Source organism: Arthrobacter rhamnosi, from assembly GCF_054510855.1.
In genome coordinates this window covers 1-18043 of the sequence record NZ_JBTNDT010000006.1, presented here as the reverse complement: position 1 = coordinate 18043, position 18043 = coordinate 1, and the positions used below count along the sequence as shown (strand labels likewise).

Genomic DNA, 18043 nt, shown 5'->3' with positions numbered 1-18043 from the left:
CGCCGGGTGCCCAGAGCCGGGGGTGCGCCGCCCCGGGTCTGCGCCGCCGCGCCGGGTGCCCGGGCGCAGGGTGCCCGGGCGGATGTGGGGCTATCGTGACCCCGGCAGCCGGAAGCGCTTCCTCGCCTTCGGCTGGGTCTGCTGGAAGAAGGCGCTGCTCTGCGGCAGCCACAGGAGCAGCACGGCAATCAGCATCCCGACGGCGATCAGGGACAGGCCCGGCGTCCCGCGGACGACGACGGGCACTCCCGCGATGATGCCGATGGTGCTCAGCAGCTCGCGGGCGCTCCTCCTGCCCCGGCGCAGCGGGAGCAGGAGGATCAACTGCAGGACGGCGAGCGCCCCGAGGAGCGTGCCGAGCCCGATGAACCCTGCACGGTCGAGGTCCCGCACCGCAGCTGATGCGATGAACGTGCCTGCCGCGACGAGCAGCAGCACCGCGACCACGAGCCACAGGGCGATCGCTGCCCGCAGCGGGAACGGCCGGGGCGGCAGGGGATCCTTGCGCGGACTCACCGGAGGGACGGCCTAGCCCCGGGGAGCGACGGTGCCGCTGCGCGTCTCGGTGTCGTAGGAGTAGACCTCGGTGCCGCCGATCCACACCTGCAGGGCGCGCTGCATCACATCGAGCGGATCGCCGCTCCAGAGCACCAGGTCCGCGTCCTTCCCGACGGCGAGCGAGCCGAGGCGGTCCGCCAGGCTGAGGACCTTCGCGGGGTTGATGGTGATGGAGCGCAGGGCGGTCTCCCGGTCGAGGCCCTCCTTGATCGCCAGGGTGGCCTGATGCACCAGGAAGTTGATCGGGATGACGGGGTGGTCCGTGATGATCGAGATCTCGACGCCGGCCCGCGCGAGCTTGCCGGGGTTGGCGATGGAGCGGCCGCGCAGCTCCACCTTGGACTTCGTGGTGAACAGGGGGCCGATCAGGACGGGGGTTCCGCGTTCTGCGAGGACGTCGCCGAGCAGGTGCGCCTCGGTGCCGTGGTCGAGGACGAGGTCGTACCCGAACTCGTCGGCGATGCGGAGAGCTGTCGCGATGTCGTCGGCACGGTGCGCGTGCTGGCGCCAGGGGATCTCGCGCCGCAGCACCATGGCCAGGGCCTCGAGGTGCGGGTCCCGCGCGTTCTCGTCGTCCTTGCCCATGTAGTTCTGGGCCTTCATGAACGCCTCGCGGATGACGAGCGCCGTGCCGAGGCGGGTCGACGGCATCTTGCCCTTGCCGCCGTAGACGCGCTTCGGGTTCTCGCCGAGTGCCGACTTCAGTCCGCTGGGGGAGCGCAGCACCATCTCCTCGAGGTACCGCCCGTGCGTGTGGATGGCGACGGCGAGCCCGCCGATGGGGTTGCCGGAGCCGGGGTTCACGTTCACGGTGGTGACCCCGCCCGCGAGTGCGTCGTCGAACCCGGGGTCGTACGGGTTGATGGCGTCGATCGCCCGGACGCCGGCCGTGTTCGGCTCGGTCATCTCATTGGTGTCATCCCCGGCTATTCCCTCGCCCTCCTCGTGCGTGCCCAGGTGCACATGGGCGTCCACGAACCCGGGGAGCAGCCACTTTCCTGCCGCGTCGATGACGGTGGCGCCGTCGGGCATGGGAACGGAGGGACCGAGCGCCGAGATCCGCCCGTGCTCGACGACGACCGTGCCGTCGAAGGGCTCGCCGTCGATCGGGACGACGTGGGCGTTGGTGATGGCTGTGGCGGGAGCGGGCGGGGTCGTGCCGCTGGGGGAGGACATGGTCGGCCTTTCGCAGGGGGGCGGGGTGATTTCCACCATATCCGCACGCGGGTGGCAGCCCGGGAGCCGTGCCTACACTGGATGAGCCGTTCTCCGGCCCATCGGGACCGGAGACCGCACCCTGTCCATCGGAAGGAAAGCATGAGCCAGCGCAGTACCGCGGCAGGAGTCCGGGCGCTGGGCCTTGTCGCCGCAGGAGTGGTGGCCTGGGCCCTGATGGCCTGGGCGTTCGCCTGGGCCGACGTCATCGGCCTCGATTTCCGGGTGTACCGCATGGGCGGGCAGTCCGTGGTCGACGGCGACGGCTCGCTGTACACGCGGTCCTTCGGGGAGGGCGAGGGGTCCCTCCTCTTCACGTATCCGCCGTTCGCGGCGCTCGCCTTCACGGTGCTCACGCTCGTCAGCGCCGAGACCGGCGCAATGCTTTTCGTGTGGCTGTCGATCCTCATCGCGGCCGCGACGTCCCTGCTGGCCACCCGGTACCTCGGCGGGTTCCGCACCGTCCGGGACGTGGTGAGGCGCCCCACGGCGCTGCCGCTGGCGATCGCCGGAACCGGGCTCGTCTCCCTCCTGGGCCCGTGGCGCGAGACCATGGCCTTCTCGCAGGTCAACATCCTGCTCTTCGCGATGATCGCCGCTGACCTCCTCTCGGGGCCGCACCGCCGGTTGCCCACCGGACTGCTCACGGGCATCGCGGCCGGCATCAAGCTGACGCCGCTGGTCTTCGGCCTGTACTTCCTCGTGCGCGGCGAGTGGAAGCAGCTGTTCACCATGGCGGCCGGCTTCTTCGGGACCATCGCGCTCGGTTTCCTGCTACTGCCGGCCGAATCGGCGATGTACTGGCTGCAGATGCTGCGGGACACCGGCCGGATCGGCGGCGAGGGCTATGTGGACAACCTCTCCATCCGCGGTGCCATCCTCCACTTCCTGGGCCCGGACTTCCCCTCCACCGTTCCGTGGCTGCTCATCTCACTGCTGCTCGTGGCGGCGACGGCCTACATCATCCGTGAGGCCCGACGGCGTGCGGACCGGTTCCTGCCGATCGCCATGACCTCGCTGCTCATGCTCCTCATCTCACCGATCTCGTGGTCGCACCACTGGGTCTGGATCGTCGTCGTCCTGGCGGTCCTCGCAGGCCAGGCTGCCGGGCTTCCCGGGGAACTGCGCGCGTACCGCACGACGGCGGCCGTACTCTTCGTGCTCACCCTCCTGGTCTTCATCTACTCGCCCAAGACGATCGGTCTGCTGTTGGGTGCGGACGACCTCGATTCCCAGCTGGTGACCGGCTGGCTCATGGCGTCCAGTGCCGGCGTGTTCTGCGCGCTCGCCGTCACCGTGTTCTGGGTCCTCCTGTCGCGGACGCTGCGAGCGGTGCGCCCGGAGCAAGAGCTGCACCCGCAACGGGCGGTGCGTCCACGGAACGAGGAGCAGGCCACGGCGGGCGGCGGCACCGGCAGGGACCGCGTGTCCGGCGCCCTGCACGGCCGGTCCGACGACGGCGCCTTCCGCGGCACCCGCTGATGGTCACCGCAGTGCGGCGCACCCTCGCGGCTCCGGTCGGCCGCCTGCGGGTCGCCGCGGGCTGCGCCGTCGCGCTGGTCCTGCCGCCACTGCTCGAGGCGGCCGTCTTCCTGGCGGGGCACTCGCTGCTCGCGGTCGATGTCCTCTTCCAGCTCGCCGGGGTCATCGCCGTCGCCCTGATCGGCGGCCTCTGGCCCGCGCTGCTCGGCGCCCTGTGGAGCAGCATCATCCTGAACTACACCTCGACGGAGCCCTTCGGGTCCCTCGAGATCTCGGATGCCGAGAACGTCATCACAGTGCTGATCTTCATCGCCGTCGCGGTGACGGTGTCGCTCGTCGTCGGGCTGTCGGCACGCCGGTCCCGGGAGGCGGCCCTGGCGCAGCAGGAGGCCGCCCTGCTCGGCGAACTCGCGCGTGGCGCACTGGCCGAGGAGGACACGCTCCAAGGCTTCCTGCGCCACGTCCAGACCCAGTTCGACGTCGATGCCGTGGCGCTGTTCGGGCTCGTCGGCCCCTCGGAACAGGACGCCGAGGACGGGTCCGACGCCCCGGGTGCCGGAAGGATGGAGCGCAAGGCCCTGGCCGTACGCCCACCGGTGCCCGGTCCTGCCCTCCCGGGAGCCGTCCGCGGAGGGGCGGTGGCACCCGCTGCGGCACCCGCTGCGGGCGCCAGGACGGACGCCGGGCCGCGCGCCCCGCAGGCAGGTGACATGGACCGCTGGACGATGGACTCCGCGACCACGGTCGAAGCGGTCGACGGCGACTTCGTCCTCGCGCTCTACGGGCACCACCTCTCCTCGCGCGAGCGCGGACTGCTGACGGCATTCGCCGGCCAACTCCGCTCGATGCTGCAGCGGCAGGAACTCCTCGCGAGCACGCGCACCAACCAGAGGCTCGTCGAGGGCAACGTCATGCGTACGGCAATCCTGCGCTCGGTGTCCCACGACCTGCGGACCCCCCTCGCCGGGATCAAGCTCGCCGTCAGCAGCCTCCGGCAGTCCGATGTGACGTTCTCCCAGGAGGACGAGGACGAACTGCTGGAGACCATCGAGGACTACTCGGACCGGCTGGACGCGCTCGTCAACAACCTGCTGGACATGTCGCGCATCACCGGAGACGCGGTGAACGCGCACGTACGCCCACTGCGGTGGATCGACGTCGTCGGGCCCGCCCTCGCCAACGTGCCCGAGGACCGCGTCCGCGTGCACATCCCGCCGAACCTGCCGGCCATCGAGGGAGACCCCGGGCTGCTGGAGCGCGTGATTGCGAACATCGTCGAGAACGCGGTGAAGTACGCGCCGGGTTCCCCGATCGAGGTCACCGCATCCGTCGGCGGTACCGGGAGGGCCCTGATCAACGGCTTCCCGGCCAGCGAGCTGCGCGTCATCGACCACGGACACGGTGTGTCCCGCGACGACGTCGACGCCATGTTCCGCCCGTTCCAGCGGCTCGACGACGCACCGTCAGGGGCCGGCGTCGGGCTCGGGCTCGCGGTGGCCAAGGGATTCACGGAGGTCATGGGCGGCGTGCTCGACGCCGAGCAGACTCCCGGCGGCGGTCTGACGTTCGTCATCCGCCTGCCCATCTCGACGGGGGTGGTGGAGCTGTGACGCGCGTGCTCGTCGTCGACGACGAACCGCAGCTCCTCCGTGCCCTGGAGATCAACGTCCGCGCCTACGGCTACCAGTGCGTGACGGCGGTCGACGGCGAGACGGCACTCGCAGCTGCGTCCGAACACCACCCCGACATCATCGTGCTGGACCTCGGGCTGCCGGACATCGACGGGGTGGACGTCATCCGTCGGATCCGTGGCTGGTCGCAGGTGCACATCATCGTGCTGTCCGCCCGGCACGGCTCGCAGGACAAGGTCGATGCCCTCGATGCGGGTGCGGACGATTACGTGACGAAGCCGTTCGGTCTCGATGAACTGCTCGCACGCCTCCGCGCGGCCAGCCGGCGTGCGGCGGCCGAGGCCGGCGCGCCGGTCATCGAGACAGCCGACTTCACACTCGACGCCGGAGCCCGCCGGGTGCTGAAGGACGGCCGGGACATTCGGCTCACGCCCACCGAGTGGAAGATCGTCGACCGCCTGATCGCGCATCCGGGCCGGCTCGTCTCGCAGCAGCAGCTGCTGCTCGATGTGTGGGGCCCGGCGTATGCGAAGGACGTCCAGTACCTCCGTGTGTACATGGCGCAACTGCGGAAGAAGCTCGAACCCGATCCGGGCGCTCCCCGCTACTTCGTCACCGAGAGTGGCATGGGCTACCGGTTCGAGCCGTGACGCGGGAGGCCGGCGAGGTGCTCCTAGGATGGTCGCCATGACCACCGGCACCCTCCTCGCCATCTGTCGCGTGCACGAGCTCCTTCCCACGCGGGACTCGACCGGAGTCACCGCGATCGACAAACGGGCGGTCGGCGGGCCGGTGAACGTGCACTCGCTGGGCCTGACCGGCGACGTCCAGGCGAGCCGCAAGCACCACGGCGGCCCCACGAAGGCCCTCTACGCCTACGCGCAGGACGACGCCGACTACTGGTCGCGGCAGCTGGGACGCGAGGTGACGCCGGGCCTGTTCGGTGAGAACCTCCGCGTGGTGGGCATCGACGCCTCTTCCGCCGTCATCGGCGAGCGCTGGCGCGTGGGGGAGCAGGTGGTGCTCGAGGTGACCATGCCGCGCACGCCCTGCGTGAACTTCGCCCGGTACCTCGGCGAGAAGTCCTGGGTGAAGCGCTTCGCGGAGGCGAACCGTGTGGGCACCTACCTGAGCGTCGTGACGAAGGGCAGCATCATCGCGGGCGACACCATCCACGTGGACAGCGTCCCCGACCACGGCGTCACCGCGGCACAGGTCCACGCGGGCCTCGACGAGCCGCAGGCGCAGAGGCTGCTCGACACCGCGGCCGAAGGGCATCTCACGCTCACCCCGCAGGTCCGCAAGGCTGCGCTGAAGGCACTGAGAGCCGCCCCGTCGGCCTGACGTGCCGAAGGTCACCTCCCGGAGGACGCCGGATGGAACGGGTCGGTCCCGTCGTGCAGTAGACTGGATATATCCCCCACACCGGTATTCCCTTTATTTCCGCCCCTCAGGGCCGGATAGGTTGTGTTGGGGCTCGGAGCACAGACTCGCGAGCAGATTCATCAGGGAGCGCCGGCTAGAAGAAAAGTCACACATCACTGCTGAGAGAGCAGAGACCACGGTGTGACGAGGAAGTTCGGCCTCGGGATTGAAACAGTGCCGGATTTCCATGTTCATTCGGCACTGCAGGCTCCTTCCTGTCAGGCCGTCCGGCACCTACCTGAAGGAATTCTTCCGTGCCTGAAAACCTGTCCGAGCAGATCACCGACACCACCCTCGTCACCGAGACCACCGCAGCGGTTCCCGCAGCAGAGTCCGACGACGACGGCGTGGACATCCGCTTCACCGAGCTGAACCTCGACGGCCGCATCCTCGCGGCGCTGACCGACCTCGGCTACGAGAAGCCCTCACCCATCCAGGCAGCGACCATCCCCGCGCTGCTCGAAGGCCGCGACGTCGTCGGGCTGGCCCAGACGGGCACCGGCAAGACCGCCGCGTTCGCCGTGCCCGCGCTGTCCAAGATGGCGGAACTGGCCGACGTCAACGGTGGACCCAGCAAGAACACGCAGGTCCTGGTGCTCGCACCGACCCGCGAGCTCGCGCTGCAGGTAGCCGATGCCTTCACCTCCTACGCCAAGCACATGGAGGGCTTCACCGTCCTCCCCGTCTACGGAGGATCGCCCTACGGCCCCCAGCTCAACGGCCTCCGCCGCGGAGCGCAGGTCGTCGTCGGTACCCCCGGCCGCGTCATCGACCATATCGAGAAGGGTTCCCTGGACCTCTCAAACCTCGAGTACGTCGTGCTCGACGAGGCCGACGAGATGCTGCGCATGGGCTTCGCCGAGGACGTGGAGAAGATTCTCGCCTCCACGCCGGCGGAGAAGCAGGTTGCACTGTTCTCCGCGACCATGCCCCCGGCCATCCGCCGTATCGCCAAGAAGTACCTGAACGATCCGGCCGAGATCTCCGTCAAGGGCAAGACGACGACGGGCACCAACACGCGTCAGCGCTACCTGCAGGTCATGGGCCCGCACAAGCTCGACGCGATGACCCGCATCCTTGAGGTCGAGGACTACGACGGCATCATCGCCTTCGTCCGTACCAAGGCGGCTACCGAAGACCTGGCGGACAAGTTGCGTTCACGGGGCTTCACGGCAGCAGCCATCAACGGAGACATCCCCCAGCAGCAGCGCGAGCGCACCGTCGAGGCGCTGCGCGAAGGCAAGATCGACATCCTCGTCGCCACGGACGTAGCAGCCCGCGGTCTCGACGTGGAGCGCATCTCGCTCGTCGTGAACTACGACATCCCGAACGACACCGAGTCCTACGTGCACCGCATCGGCCGCACCGGCCGTGCAGGCCGTTCCGGTGACGCGATCCTCTTCATCACCCCGCGTGAGAAGTACCTGCTCCGTTCGATCGAGAAGGCCACGCGCCAGCCCGTCGAGCAGATGCAGCTGCCCTCCACCGAGAAGATCAACGAGCTGCGCCTCAGCAAGTTCGCGGACAAGATCACGCAGACGCTGGCCGGCAAGGACGTCGCGCTGTTCCGCGACCTGATCGCCACCTACGAGCGCGAGCACGACGTGCCCGCCAGCGAGATCGCTGCAGCCCTCGCCGTCATGGCGCAGGGCGGCCAGCCGATCCTCGTGCAGGACATCCCCGTCGCTCCCGCAGGACAGCGCGAGCGCGCCGAGGGACGCAAGGATGCCTTCGGGTCCCGCGGCCCGACGCGCACGCTCACCGAGGGCAACGCCACCTACCGCATCGCGGTGGGCCGTCGCCAGCGCGTGATGCCGGGCTCGATCGTCGGTGCCATCGCCAACGAGGGTGGCCTGTCCTCCTCGCAGATCGGCGGCATCGACATCCGTGCCGACCACAGCCTGGTGGAGCTGCCCGCGGACCTGACCACCGACCAGCTGCGCGCGCTCTCCAAGACGCGCATCGGCGGCGAGCTCATCCACCTCGAGCTCGACAAGGGACGCAAGCCCGCAGGTAACCGCGGCGCAGGCGAGTTCAAGAAGCCCTTCAAGAAGGACTTCCCGAAGCGTGACAGCGACACCCGGTTTTCGGGCGACGCCAACCGCAAGCCCCGCCACGCCAAGGGCGCCGGAGCCGGAGCAGGACGCTCCACCGCGCAGTCCGAGCAGTGGTAGGAACTAGCTAGGCGAAACCCCGTCGGACCCGTGCACTGCACGGGTCCGACGCGGAATCCGGGGTCCGTCCCTCAGGAGGCGGCTGTCGATTTCGCACCAGCGGCTCGGAACTGGTAAAGTTTCTTGCTGTTGCCCCCCTAGCTCAGTGGTAGAGCGCGTTCTTGGTAAGAACGAGGTCACCGGATCGATTCCGGTGGGGGGCTCGTAAATGAGGGGCCCGTGACGATCATCCGATCGGTGCGGGCAGCCTCATTTAGGGCGGTGTAGCTCAGCTGGTTAGAGCGCACGACTCATAATCGTGAGGTCGTGGGATCGAGTCCCACCACCGCTACGGACAAGGCCCCGGAACTACGGTTCCGGGGCCTTTCTCGTTCTCCGGATACCGGGACGACGAAGCCCGACAGGCGTGCCTGCCGGGCTTCGATCGGATGCTCTGCTCCGAAGGTCTGGAGGAGGGCTACGATCGACGGCGAGGTGAGAGGCCGTTCGACGGCCACGGCGGCCGATCAGTCGCCCTTCACATTGATGATCTGGCGCAGCGTATGGCGGATGTCCACCAGGTCCTTCGCATCCTGCATGACGACGTCGATGTCCTTGTAGGCCGCGGGGATCTCGTCGAGGAACGCCGGGGTGTCACGGAACTCGATGCCTCGCATGGCGGCACGGAGCTGGTCCTGGGTGAACGTCCTGCGGGCAGCATTGCGGGAGTACTCGCGTCCGGCCCCGTGCGGGGCCGAATCCATCGCCTCCCGGTTGCCCCTGCCCGTGACCACGTAGGACCGCGTGCCCATCGAACCGGGGATCAGCCCGGGACGCCCGGGGTCGGCCGCGATGGCACCCTTGCGGGACAGCCACACGTCCTTGCCGTAGTGCGTCTCCCGCTGGGTGTAGTTGTGGTGGCAGTTGATGCGTTCGCGCTCCTGCACCGGCCTGCCCACCCAGGCGGTGAACTGGCGGACCACGCGGTCCATCATCTCCTCACGGTTGAGCAGCGCGAATCTCTGAGCCCACATCAGTTCGCCGATGTACCGGTCGAATTCGGGCGTGCCCTCCTCGAGGTGCGCGAGGTCCCGGTGCGGCAGGGTGATGGACCGGCGTGCGCAGTAGTCCTGTGCTGCCACGATGTGCCGCTGCGCGATGCGGTTCCCGATGCCCCGGGACCCGGAGTGCAGGAAGAGCCACACGTCGTCCACTTCGTCGAGGGACACCTCGATGAAGTGGTTGCCCGAACCGAGCGTGCCGAGTTGCAGGCGCCAGGCCTTCACGTAGGTCGACGGGTCGAAGCCGGCCGCGCGCGCGTCCCGTTCGAGGGTGTCGATGCGGGGCTCGGCGGAGGCGCTCACCCGCTTGTTGTTGTTGCCGGCCGAGAGGGGGACGGCCCGTTCGATCGCCTCGCGCAGGACACGGCGATCGAGGCGGGCGATGTCCCGCGCGGTGTAGTCGGTGCGCACGGCGACCATCCCGCAGCCGATATCGACGCCGACGGCTGCGGGGATGATCGCCCCCAGGGTCGGCAGGACCGAGCCGACCGCGCAACCCAGGCCGAGGTGGGCGTCCGGCATGGACGCGAAGTGCGGGTACACGAACGGCATCGAGCTCGTCATCCGATTCTGCGCCAGCGTCGCGTCATCGATGATGCTGGCGAAATTGACGTACTTCTCGCTGATCCACTCCATCCGTCGAGGCTACCGAGGAGCCCGGCGGGACGGCAGGCCGTACGTCCTCCCGCCGGACCCTTGCGGATGGCTCAGCGGATCCGTACCGCCTGGAGCACCGCATCGTGGACGGTGACGTCCCGGCCGTCCCCCGTGTGCTCGGTCCGCGGGCGCGACTCGCAGACCCGGATGTCCCAGGCGTCGTCGAGGAGGGCCGCGATCTCCTGCGGCGTGTAGAACAGCTCGGGCTGCGGCGGCCGCCGGATCTCGGTCTTCAGGTCCGAGGGGTCATGGGCAACGATCAGCAGCGTCCCGCCGGCACCGACGAGGGCCGCCATCGCACGGAAGACGCGCGAGCGTTCCGGTTCGGGCAGGTGCATAAAGTGGGCGGAGACGAGGTCCAGGCCGCCGGGCAGTTCCGGCGAGGCCAGCAGGTCCACCTGCCGGAACTCCAGGCGTTCGGCGACGGAGGCGTCGAGGTCCTCCGCATGGGCGCGGGCCCGCGAGAGTGCGACGTCGGAGATGTCGATCCCCAGGACCTCCCAGCCGCGGGAGGCGAGCCACACGGCATCCGCTCCCTCCCCGCAGCCGACGTCGAGCGCCCTTCCCGGCGGCAGGTCCTCCACTCCCGTCACGAGCTGCCGGTTCGGCCTACCGCTCCAGATCCTTGCGTGCTGCCGGTAGCGGTCGTCCCAGAATTCCTGCGTGTACTCAACCCGCACGGCGCATCCCTTCTTCCGTTCCTGCCCCGGTGATGCCCGCTGCTGCCTGGAGCGGAGCGCCGGTGGACGCTGCGGCGCCCGTTCCTGCCCCATCATCGAGCCCATGGCGGCGTGTGCCAAGGACCCGCACCGAGACTCCCGCCTCCGACGACGCCGAGAAGGGGCCGCTGTAGCCCTCGACGGCCCACGCCGTCTCCTCCTCCACAAGGTCAGCGTTGATCGCCGCGCCGGCCATGGTCCCCTCGGCCGCGGCGACGACGACCTGCGCAGCGAGATTCGAGACATTGCCCGCGACGTAGACGCCCCGAACGGACGTCATCCCCCGCTGTCCCGGTGCCACGAAGGAGCCCATCCCCGAGGGATGGTCCTCCGGCCGAAGCCCCAGGGCTTCCAGGAGCCCGCTGTTCGACTCCATCCGCGTGCCGACGGCGACGGCGTGCAGCGGGAAGCGGCGGGCCCCCTGGACCGTCACGCCCGTGAGCACATGGTCCTCCTCGTCGATGGAGGCGACCGGCCCGTCGACGACACGCACGGAGCGCGCGGCAAGCCTGCCCCACTCGTCGTCCGTGGGAGTGACGGTGTCGTTCAGGAACAGGGTGATGTCGTCGGACCACTGCCGGAACAGCAGGGCCTGGTGCACGGACAGGGGCCCGGTGCCGAGGATGCCGATGCTCCGGCCCCGCACCTCGTACCCGTGGCAGTACGGGCAGTGGATGACGCCGCGGCCCCACTGCGTCCGCAGGCCCGGAATGTCGGGGAGGCCGTCCGTCAGACCCGTGGTGACGAGCAGGCGCCGTCCGCTGAAGCGCCTCCCATCAGCCGTCCCCGCGATGAACCCTTCCGCATCCCGCTGCACCGATGTGACCTCCGCTGCAACGACGGTTGCACCATATCCTTCGGCCTCGGCCCGGCCGATTTCCAGCAGGCCGCGAGGGCTCATGCCCTCGCGGGACAGGAATCCGTGGACTCCTGAGGCGGCGGCGTTGCGGGGTCGTCCGGAGTCGAGGACAAGGACGGATCGGAGCGCGCGGCCCAGGGTGACGGCGGCGCTGAGCCCGGCGGCCCCGCCTCCGACGACGACGACGTCGTACCTGTCCTGCGCGGGCTGGGTGATGACTGGCATGGTGGTTCTCCTTCTGTTCCACTGATACGTCCAGCATCGGCTGCTCGGTGAAGAAAGCGCAAACATGTTTGCCGGTATGGCAAGATGGCTCCATGCCAGCAGATCTCACTCCAGTGCTCGACGCCGTCGGGCCACGACTCCGTGCCCTGCGCACCGAACGGAACCTGACCCTCGGCGAGGTGTCCTCGGCGTGCGGGGTATCCGTCAGCACCCTGTCCAGGCTCGAGTCCGGCCAGAGGCGGCCCAATCTCGAGCTCCTGCTGCCCATCGCGCAGCTCTACGGCGTGCCGCTCGACGACCTCGTCGGCGCGCCTCCCTCCGGCGATCCCCGGGTCCACCTGCGCCCCATCCAGCACCACGGCATGACGGCCATCCCCCTGACCCGGCGGCCGGGCGGCGTGCAGGCGTACAAGCTGGTGCTCGCGGGGAACGCACGCGGCACGGAGCCCGACCTGCGGGTCCATGAGGGCTACGAATGGCTCTACATCCTCAACGGCTCCCTGCGGCTCGTCCTCGCCGACAACGACTTCGTGCTCGGACCCGGCGAGGCGGCAGAGTTCGACACCCACACGCCCCACTGGTTCGCCAGCGCCAACGGGGAGGCGGTCGAGCTCATCAGCCTCTTCGGGCAGCAGGGCGAGCGGATGCACGTGCGCGCCCGGCCGAAGCGGCCGTAGCGGACCGGGCGCGGATCGCGCCCGCAGCGTCATGCCCGGCGGCCCCTCCGCGGGAATTGCTCAGCTTGCTTATCACTTGGGTGCTTCCTAGGGTGGAAGCGGTACGACAGCCACGCTCTACGCAAGGGAGAACAGCATGTCCGAACACAACATCTCAGGCAAGAAGGTCGCATTCCTGCTGACGGACGGGGTGGAGCAGATCGAGCTCACGAGCCCGTGGAACGCGGTCAAGGAAGCGGGCGGTGTCCCCACGCTGGTCTCACCCAAGACCGGGACGCTGCAGGGCTTCGACGGCGTGGACAAGGGTGACACGTTCGACGTGGATCTCGCGGTGGCCGACGCCACGGCGGACGACTTCGACGCCCTGGTCCTGCCGGGCGGCGTGGTCAACGCGGACTTCCTGCGTGTGGACAAGGACGCCCAGGCCTTCACCCGGGCATTCTTCGAACAGCACAAGCCGGTGGCGTCCATCTGCCACGGGCCCTGGCTGCTGATCGAGGCCGGAGTGGTCAGCGGGCGCGACCTGACGTCCTACCACACGCTCGCCACCGACCTGAAGAACGCCGGCGCCAACTGGAGCGACGAGGAAGTGGTGGTGGACCAGGGCCTCGTGACCAGCCGCAACCCCGGGGACCTCGACGCCTTCAACGACAAGCTCCTCGAGGAGATCGAGGAAGGGCCGCACGAGGGCCAGACCCCCTAGTCCGCCCGTCATCTCCCGTGGATCGCGCCCGCAGCTCCGTGCTGCCTCCCGGTGCCCGGACGGGCGCGGTGCCCAGCTCTCCGCATAGCCAAGCAGGCTCTCCATGGGACAGGATCAGGGCATGACGAACCTGCCGTTTCCCGTCCAGCCGATGCTCGCGAAGGCCGTGGACGCCGTCCCCGAGCCGGACGGCGTCCCTGGCGGACTGCTCTACGAGCCGAAATGGGACGGCTTCCGGGCGATCGTGAGGATCGAGGACGGCACCTGCGAGATCGGGAGCCGCGGCTCGAAGATGCTCACCCGCTACTTCCCCGAACTCGTCGACGCGCTGCTCGAGAACCTCCCCGGGCGCTGCGTCGTCGACGGTGAGATCGTGGTGCGCCAGGGCGAGCACGGCGCGGAGAGGCTGGACTGGGAGGCCCTGTCCCAGCGCATCCACCCGGCGGAGAGCAGGGTACGCCTCCTCGCGGGGCAGACGCCGTCGTCGTTCATCGCCTTCGACCTCCTCGGCATCGACGACAACGACCTGACGGGCGTGCCCTTCAGCCGGCGGCGGACCGCGCTGGAGGGCATCGGGGAATCCTTCTCCGCGCCGGTCCACCTGTCGCAGGTCACGCACGACGTCGAACTCGCCCGGCGCTGGCTCGTGGAGTTCGAGGGCGCCGGACTGGACGGCGTCGTGGCAAAGCCTCTTACGGCGGTGTACGGGCCGAACAAGCGGCTCATGCTCAAGGTCAAGCACCATCGCAGCGCCGACGTCGTGGTGCTCGGGTACCGGGTACACAAGTCCGGCCAGGGTGTCGGCTCCCTGCTGCTCGGCCTGTTCGACGACGGCGGCGAGCTGCGGAACGTGGGCGGCATCTCTGCCTTCTCCGACAAGCGGCGCCTGGAGCTCGTGGACGAGCTGGAGCCCGACGTCATGCGCGACGACAGCGGCGACGTCCAGCTCGGCGCGACCGAGCGCAGCCGTTTCGCCTCCGCGAAGGACGTGTCCTACATCCGGCTGGAGCCCCGGCGGGTCGTCGAGGTGCGGTACGACCAGATGGAGGGCGACCGCTTCCGCCACACCGTCCAGTTCGAACGGTGGCGGCCCGACCGTGAGGCGCGCTCCTGCACCTTCGAGCAGCTCGAGATCCCCGCGGCCTACGACCTCAGCAAGGTGCTCGCCTGAGCCGCCCGGGTTCCGCGGACCGCACCGCCGCTCCACCTCTCTAGGCTGGAGGGATGAACCCCACCACCCTCTGCAGCGGCGTCGCCTGGCACGCCGCGGGTCCCGTCCTGTCGCTGCACCCGGTGCCTCCGGAGAAGGGACCCGAGGAACCGTCCGGGGCGCAGGCGGACGGCGGAGCGCGCGGCGACGGGCGATGGGACCTCGACCTCCCCGGGAGGAAGCTGGCCTTCGAGGTCCCGGAGGAGGGCAGGTTCTGCCTGGGGTTCCAGCGTGTCCATGGACGCGATGACCGCACCCGGGTGCCCTGCGCGGACCAGGCGCGGACCGAACGCGGTTACCAGTGCAGCCGGTGCCTCGCCCAGGACGACGTCCGTTTCATGCACGACATCCATCGCTCCGGCATCGCTCCGGCCGGGCTCAAGCGGTACCTCGATCAGCCGCATTGGTTGTACGTCGCGACGTTTGCGGACGGTTCGAGCAAGGTCGGCACGGCGTCGGATCCGCGGAAGCGGGCGCGCCTCGTGGAACAGGGCGCCATTGTCGCGCAGTTCGTCGCCCATGCGGCCGACGGGCGGATCGTCCGGATCCTCGAGGACGAGGTGACCCGCACGGTCGGCCTGCAGCAGGCCGTGAGGTCCGGGGCCAAGGCGGCATCCCTGTGCGCGCCGCTGCCCTTCGCGCGGCTCGAATCCATCAACGACGGCTTCGCCCTGGCTGCCCGGGGGCTGCTCGAGGCCGGAATGGGCATCGATGGCTTCGAGGTGGTGCACGAGGAGTTCGACCCGCCGCCGTCGTGGTCCGCCGTCCTCGGCCTGACTGGACTGCAGCCGTACCCGCAGCCCCTCGGGACCGGGCAGCACGGGTTCATCATCCGGGAGGTGGTCGGCCCGTCGGCCCTGGTCTCGATCGAGGGCACGGACCTGGTGTTCGTCGCGGACCTCGCCCAGCTCAAGGGCAGGCGGCTGCGCCTCGGGGACTTCAGCACACCGGTACCCGCCGTGCAGGAAGCCCTCTTCTGAGCAACGCGCCCCACCGCCGGCAGTAGAATCGGATCATGCTGAATACGCCCTGGGAGACCGGCTCGGACCTGTACCGACGGCTGGTGGTCTCGGCACTGGTGACCACGGCGATCGGCATCCTCATCGCCGTGGTCGGTGCCGCGACGGACCGGCCCGGTCTCGTCGTCACGGGCATCCCGATCATCGTGGTCGGCATGGTGTGCCACCTCGCAGGCATGGTCGTCCGCGCACGCGACGCCCGACGCCGCAGGACGGACACGCGCTGACCGGAGCGCCGATCGACGCCGACCCCCAGATTCCGCACCAGGATTGCCCGCAACGCCCGACCCCGCTTCCACCGGAGGATCCATGACCATCGACCCAGACCTGCAGGGACGCAGCTATCCCGCAGGAGACACCTACTTCGTGGGACGCGAGGCCATCCGCGATTTCGCCCGGGCCGTCAAGGCCACCCACGCGGCACACTACGACGTCGACGCCGCGGCAGCGCTGGGGTACCGGGACCTCGTGGCCCCGCCCACGTTCGCCATCATCGTGGCCCAGCGTGCCGACGCCCAGCTCATCAGTGATCCGAGCGCGGGCATCGACTTCACCCGCGTGGTCCACGCCGACCAGCGCTTCGTCCACCACCGCCCCATCCTCGCCGGGGACGAACTCGTCGCCGAACTGCACGTGGACTCCGTGCGCTCCATGGGCGGCGGAGCGATGATCACCACGCGCGCCGAGATCTCGACCGTCGACGGCGAGCCGACGGCCACGTCCACCTCATCCATCCTCGTGCGCGGAGAGGACCAGTAACCATGGCAGTATCAGCAGCTTCCCTCGAGGTCGGCCAGCAGATCGGCTCCACCACGATCGGCATCACCCGGCAGGACCTCGTGCGGTACGCCGGTGCCTCCGGAGACCTCAACCCGATCCACTGGAACCAGTCCTTCGCGGAGGGCGTCGGGCTTCCCGGCGTCATCGCGCACGGGATGTTCACGATGGGTGCGGCGGTGCAGCTCGTGACCGACTGGAGCGGCGACCCGGCCGCCGTCGTCGACTACCAGACCCGCTTCACCAAGCCGGTGATCGTCGAGGACACGACGGCGCAGCCCGGCGAGCCCGGCGCGGTCGTCGAGGTGACCGGCGTGATCGGTGCGATCGATACCGAACGGTCGACGGCGCGCATCGACCTCACCGTGACATTCGCCGGACAGAAGGTCCTCGTCAAGGCCCAGGCCGTGGTGAAACTCCCGTGACCGTCCCCGTGACGGGCACGCGCCTCGCCGACCTCACGACGGCCCGCGTAGGAGGGCCTGCGCGTACTCTCGTGGAAGCATCGACGGAAGCCGAGATCGTCGAGGCGGTCCGCGCCGCCGATGCCGCGGGGGAGCCACTCCTGATCGTCAGCGGGGGCTCGAACCTCCTCATCGGTGACGACGGTTTCGACGGGACGGTCGTCCACATCACCTCCACCGGCTTCACGGTGAACGACGACGACGCCACCTGCGGCGGCGTCATGGTCAAGGTGCAGGCAGGCCAGGACTGGGACGAGCTCGTCCGGTACACGGTGATGCACGCGTTCTCCGGGCTCGAGGCCCTCTCGGGCATCCCCGGCTCCACCGGGGCCACGCCCGTCCAGAACGTCGGGGCGTACGGATCGGACGTGTCCCAGACGATCGCCACCGTGCGGACGTACGACCGCGAGACGGACAGCATCAGGAGCTTCACCAACTTCGAGCTGAAGTTCGGCTACCGGGACTCCCTCCTCAAGCAGAGCACCATCGACGGGTCGCCCCGCTACGTGGTGCTGTCGGTCGAGTTCCAGCTGGGACTGGGCCGCAGGAGCAAGCCGGTCCGGTACGCGGAACTCGCTCGCGCCCTGGGGATCGAGGTGGGCGCCCGAGCCTACGCGAACGACGTGCGCCGCGAGGTGCTGAAGCTGCGGGCCGGCAAGGGCATGGTGCTCGACGCCTCCGACCCCGACACCTGGAGCACGGGATCGTTCTTCACTAATCCAGTCGTCGCCCAGGAGACTGCGGACCGTCTGCCGGCGGAGGCCCCCCGGTACCCGTCCGGCGCCGACGGCCGGGTGAAGCTCAGCGCGGCCTGGCTGATCGAGCACGCCGGGTTCTCGAAGGGCTTCGGCCTGGGCGCCGACGACGGGCACGCTGCGGCAGGAGGGCGGGCATCGCTGTCCAGCAAGCACACGCTGGCCGTCACCAACAGGGGAGGCGCCTCGGCGTCGGACCTCCTGGCCGTTGCAGGGCTCGTGCGGGACGGGGTCGAGCGCACCTTCGGCATCCGGCTGGAACCGGAGCCGCTGCTCATCAACTGCACGCTCTGAGCAGCCCGGCCCACGCCGGCCGGGCCGTTCCGTCCCGGTGCTCCTAGATGTACTGGGCCGGGACGTTGTTGACGCTTGGGGCTTGATAAGAGGAGGACCTCCGGGCTTAGTGGAGCTGTCTAGTTCCCACACTTCGCGACCGGAGGTCCTCGTGTCCCA

Annotated in this window: 18 protein-coding genes and 2 tRNA genes; 15 read left to right on the top strand and 5 right to left on the bottom strand. The window is 69.4% G+C overall.

What is annotated here, in order from left to right:
* Positions 1-90 precede the first annotated feature (90 nt).
* Together ACX80I_RS12525 and ACX80I_RS12520 are read right to left on the bottom strand one after the other, a co-directional pair.
* A complete protein-coding gene (locus ACX80I_RS12525) occupies positions 91-516 on the bottom strand; it encodes a hypothetical protein (protein WP_459345453.1) in 426 nt (141 codons plus the stop codon).
* Between the two features lie 12 nt (positions 517-528).
* Entirely contained in the window at positions 529-1734 is a 1206-nt protein-coding gene (locus ACX80I_RS12520) for an amidohydrolase (RefSeq protein WP_459345452.1), read from the bottom strand.
* Between the two features lie 141 nt (positions 1735-1875).
* On the opposite strand from ACX80I_RS12520, the gene ACX80I_RS12515 reads away from it, so the two are divergent.
* From ACX80I_RS12515 to ACX80I_RS12485, 7 genes are all read left to right on the top strand, one after another.
* A complete protein-coding gene (locus ACX80I_RS12515) occupies positions 1876-3255 on the top strand; it encodes a glycosyltransferase 87 family protein (protein WP_459345451.1) in 1380 nt (459 codons plus the stop codon).
* Positions 3255-4865: a sensor histidine kinase gene (locus ACX80I_RS12510; protein ID WP_459345450.1), complete on the top strand. Its 1611-nt coding sequence runs from the start codon at positions 3255-3257 to the stop codon at positions 4863-4865. The genes ACX80I_RS12515 and ACX80I_RS12510 overlap by 1 nt, the downstream gene beginning before the upstream one ends.
* Positions 4862-5536, top strand: coding sequence for a response regulator (locus ACX80I_RS12505; protein WP_459345449.1), 675 nt, complete (start codon positions 4862-4864; stop codon positions 5534-5536). The genes ACX80I_RS12510 and ACX80I_RS12505 overlap by 4 nt, the downstream gene beginning before the upstream one ends.
* A 37-nt stretch (positions 5537-5573) precedes the next feature.
* Positions 5574-6230 carry an MOSC domain-containing protein gene (locus ACX80I_RS12500; RefSeq protein WP_459345448.1) on the top strand — a complete coding sequence of 219 codons (657 nt, stop codon included), beginning with the start codon at positions 5574-5576 and terminating at the stop codon, positions 6228-6230.
* A gap of 335 nt (positions 6231-6565) precedes the next feature.
* Positions 6566-8485 carry a DEAD/DEAH box helicase gene (locus tag ACX80I_RS12495; protein ID WP_459345447.1) on the top strand — a complete coding sequence of 640 codons (1920 nt, stop codon included), beginning with the start codon at positions 6566-6568 and terminating at the stop codon, positions 8483-8485.
* Positions 8486-8616: 131 nt separating this feature from the next.
* Positions 8617-8688: transfer RNA gene (locus ACX80I_RS12490), tRNA-Thr, on the top strand.
* Positions 8689-8742: 54 nt separating this feature from the next.
* Positions 8743-8816 (top strand) — tRNA-Met (locus ACX80I_RS12485).
* Positions 8817-8991: 175 nt separating this feature from the next.
* Here the strand turns inward: ACX80I_RS12485 and ACX80I_RS12480 are convergent.
* The 3 genes from ACX80I_RS12480 to ACX80I_RS12470 form a co-directional block, all read right to left on the bottom strand.
* The gene (locus ACX80I_RS12480; protein WP_459345446.1) at positions 8992-10161 is read right to left on the bottom strand and encodes an RtcB family protein; all 1170 of its coding nucleotides are present in this window, start codon (positions 10159-10161) and stop codon (positions 8992-8994) included.
* Between the two features lie 71 nt (positions 10162-10232).
* Positions 10233-10862 carry a class I SAM-dependent methyltransferase gene (locus tag ACX80I_RS12475; protein ID WP_459345445.1) on the bottom strand — a complete coding sequence of 210 codons (630 nt, stop codon included), beginning with the start codon at positions 10860-10862 and terminating at the stop codon, positions 10233-10235.
* Positions 10852-11985 (bottom strand): NAD(P)/FAD-dependent oxidoreductase, encoded by a 1134-nt coding sequence (locus tag ACX80I_RS12470; RefSeq protein ID WP_459345444.1) that lies wholly within the window; start codon positions 11983-11985, stop codon positions 10852-10854. Before ACX80I_RS12470 ends, ACX80I_RS12475 begins: the two co-directional genes overlap by 11 nt.
* Before the next feature lie 92 nt (positions 11986-12077).
* Here ACX80I_RS12470 and ACX80I_RS12465 point away from each other — a divergent pair, with 92 nt between their 5' ends.
* From ACX80I_RS12465 to ACX80I_RS12430, 8 genes are all read left to right on the top strand, one after another.
* The gene (locus ACX80I_RS12465; RefSeq protein ID WP_459345443.1) at positions 12078-12662 is read left to right on the top strand and encodes a helix-turn-helix domain-containing protein; all 585 of its coding nucleotides are present in this window, start codon (positions 12078-12080) and stop codon (positions 12660-12662) included.
* Between the two features lie 136 nt (positions 12663-12798).
* Positions 12799-13365, top strand: a complete 567-nt coding sequence (locus tag ACX80I_RS12460; protein ID WP_459345442.1) for a type 1 glutamine amidotransferase domain-containing protein — start codon at positions 12799-12801, stop codon at positions 13363-13365.
* A 121-nt stretch (positions 13366-13486) separates the two neighbouring features.
* Positions 13487-14536, top strand: coding sequence for an ATP-dependent DNA ligase (locus ACX80I_RS12455; protein ID WP_459345441.1), 1050 nt, complete (start codon positions 13487-13489; stop codon positions 14534-14536).
* A gap of 53 nt (positions 14537-14589) precedes the next feature.
* Positions 14590-15555, top strand: coding sequence for a DUF2797 domain-containing protein (locus ACX80I_RS12450; RefSeq protein ID WP_459345440.1), 966 nt, complete (start codon positions 14590-14592; stop codon positions 15553-15555).
* Positions 15556-15590: 35 nt separating this feature from the next.
* A complete protein-coding gene (locus ACX80I_RS12445; protein WP_459345439.1) occupies positions 15591-15821 on the top strand; it encodes a hypothetical protein in 231 nt (76 codons plus the stop codon).
* An 82-nt stretch (positions 15822-15903) separates the two neighbouring features.
* Entirely contained in the window at positions 15904-16353 is a 450-nt protein-coding gene (locus ACX80I_RS12440; protein ID WP_459345438.1) for an FAS1-like dehydratase domain-containing protein, read from the top strand.
* Between the two features lie 2 nt (positions 16354-16355).
* Positions 16356-16796, top strand: a complete 441-nt coding sequence (locus ACX80I_RS12435; protein WP_459345437.1) for a MaoC family dehydratase — start codon at positions 16356-16358, stop codon at positions 16794-16796.
* An 8-nt stretch (positions 16797-16804) separates the two neighbouring features.
* Positions 16805-17884, top strand: a complete 1080-nt coding sequence (locus ACX80I_RS12430) for a UDP-N-acetylmuramate dehydrogenase (protein WP_459345655.1) — start codon at positions 16805-16807, stop codon at positions 17882-17884.
* The last annotated feature ends 159 nt before the right edge of the window (positions 17885-18043 follow it).

Bases quoted from the DNA above. Each gene is read 5' to 3' on its own strand.
- ACX80I_RS12520 (WP_459345452.1), bottom strand. From the start codon at position 1,734: ATGTCCTCCCCCAGCGGCACGACCCCGCCCGCTCCCGCCACAGCCATC.
- ACX80I_RS12435 (WP_459345437.1), top strand. From the start codon at position 16,356: ATGGCAGTATCAGCAGCTTCCCTCGAGGTCGGCCAGCAGATCGGCTCC.
- ACX80I_RS12460 (WP_459345442.1), top strand. From the start codon at position 12,799: ATGTCCGAACACAACATCTCAGGCAAGAAGGTCGCATTCCTGCTGACG.
- ACX80I_RS12515 (WP_459345451.1), top strand. From the start codon at position 1,876: ATGAGCCAGCGCAGTACCGCGGCAGGAGTCCGGGCGCTGGGCCTTGTC.
- ACX80I_RS12470 (WP_459345444.1), bottom strand. From the start codon at position 11,985: ATGCCAGTCATCACCCAGCCCGCGCAGGACAGGTACGACGTCGTCGTC.
- ACX80I_RS12480 (WP_459345446.1), bottom strand. From the start codon at position 10,161: ATGGAGTGGATCAGCGAGAAGTACGTCAATTTCGCCAGCATCATCGAT.
- ACX80I_RS12455 (WP_459345441.1), top strand. From the start codon at position 13,487: ATGACGAACCTGCCGTTTCCCGTCCAGCCGATGCTCGCGAAGGCCGTG.
- ACX80I_RS12440 (WP_459345438.1), top strand. From the start codon at position 15,904: ATGACCATCGACCCAGACCTGCAGGGACGCAGCTATCCCGCAGGAGAC.
- ACX80I_RS12465 (WP_459345443.1), top strand. From the start codon at position 12,078: ATGCCAGCAGATCTCACTCCAGTGCTCGACGCCGTCGGGCCACGACTC.
- ACX80I_RS12500 (WP_459345448.1), top strand. From the start codon at position 5,574: ATGACCACCGGCACCCTCCTCGCCATCTGTCGCGTGCACGAGCTCCTT.
- ACX80I_RS12510 (WP_459345450.1), top strand. From the start codon at position 3,255: ATGGTCACCGCAGTGCGGCGCACCCTCGCGGCTCCGGTCGGCCGCCTG.
- ACX80I_RS12450 (WP_459345440.1), top strand. From the start codon at position 14,590: ATGAACCCCACCACCCTCTGCAGCGGCGTCGCCTGGCACGCCGCGGGT.
- ACX80I_RS12445 (WP_459345439.1), top strand. From the start codon at position 15,591: ATGCTGAATACGCCCTGGGAGACCGGCTCGGACCTGTACCGACGGCTG.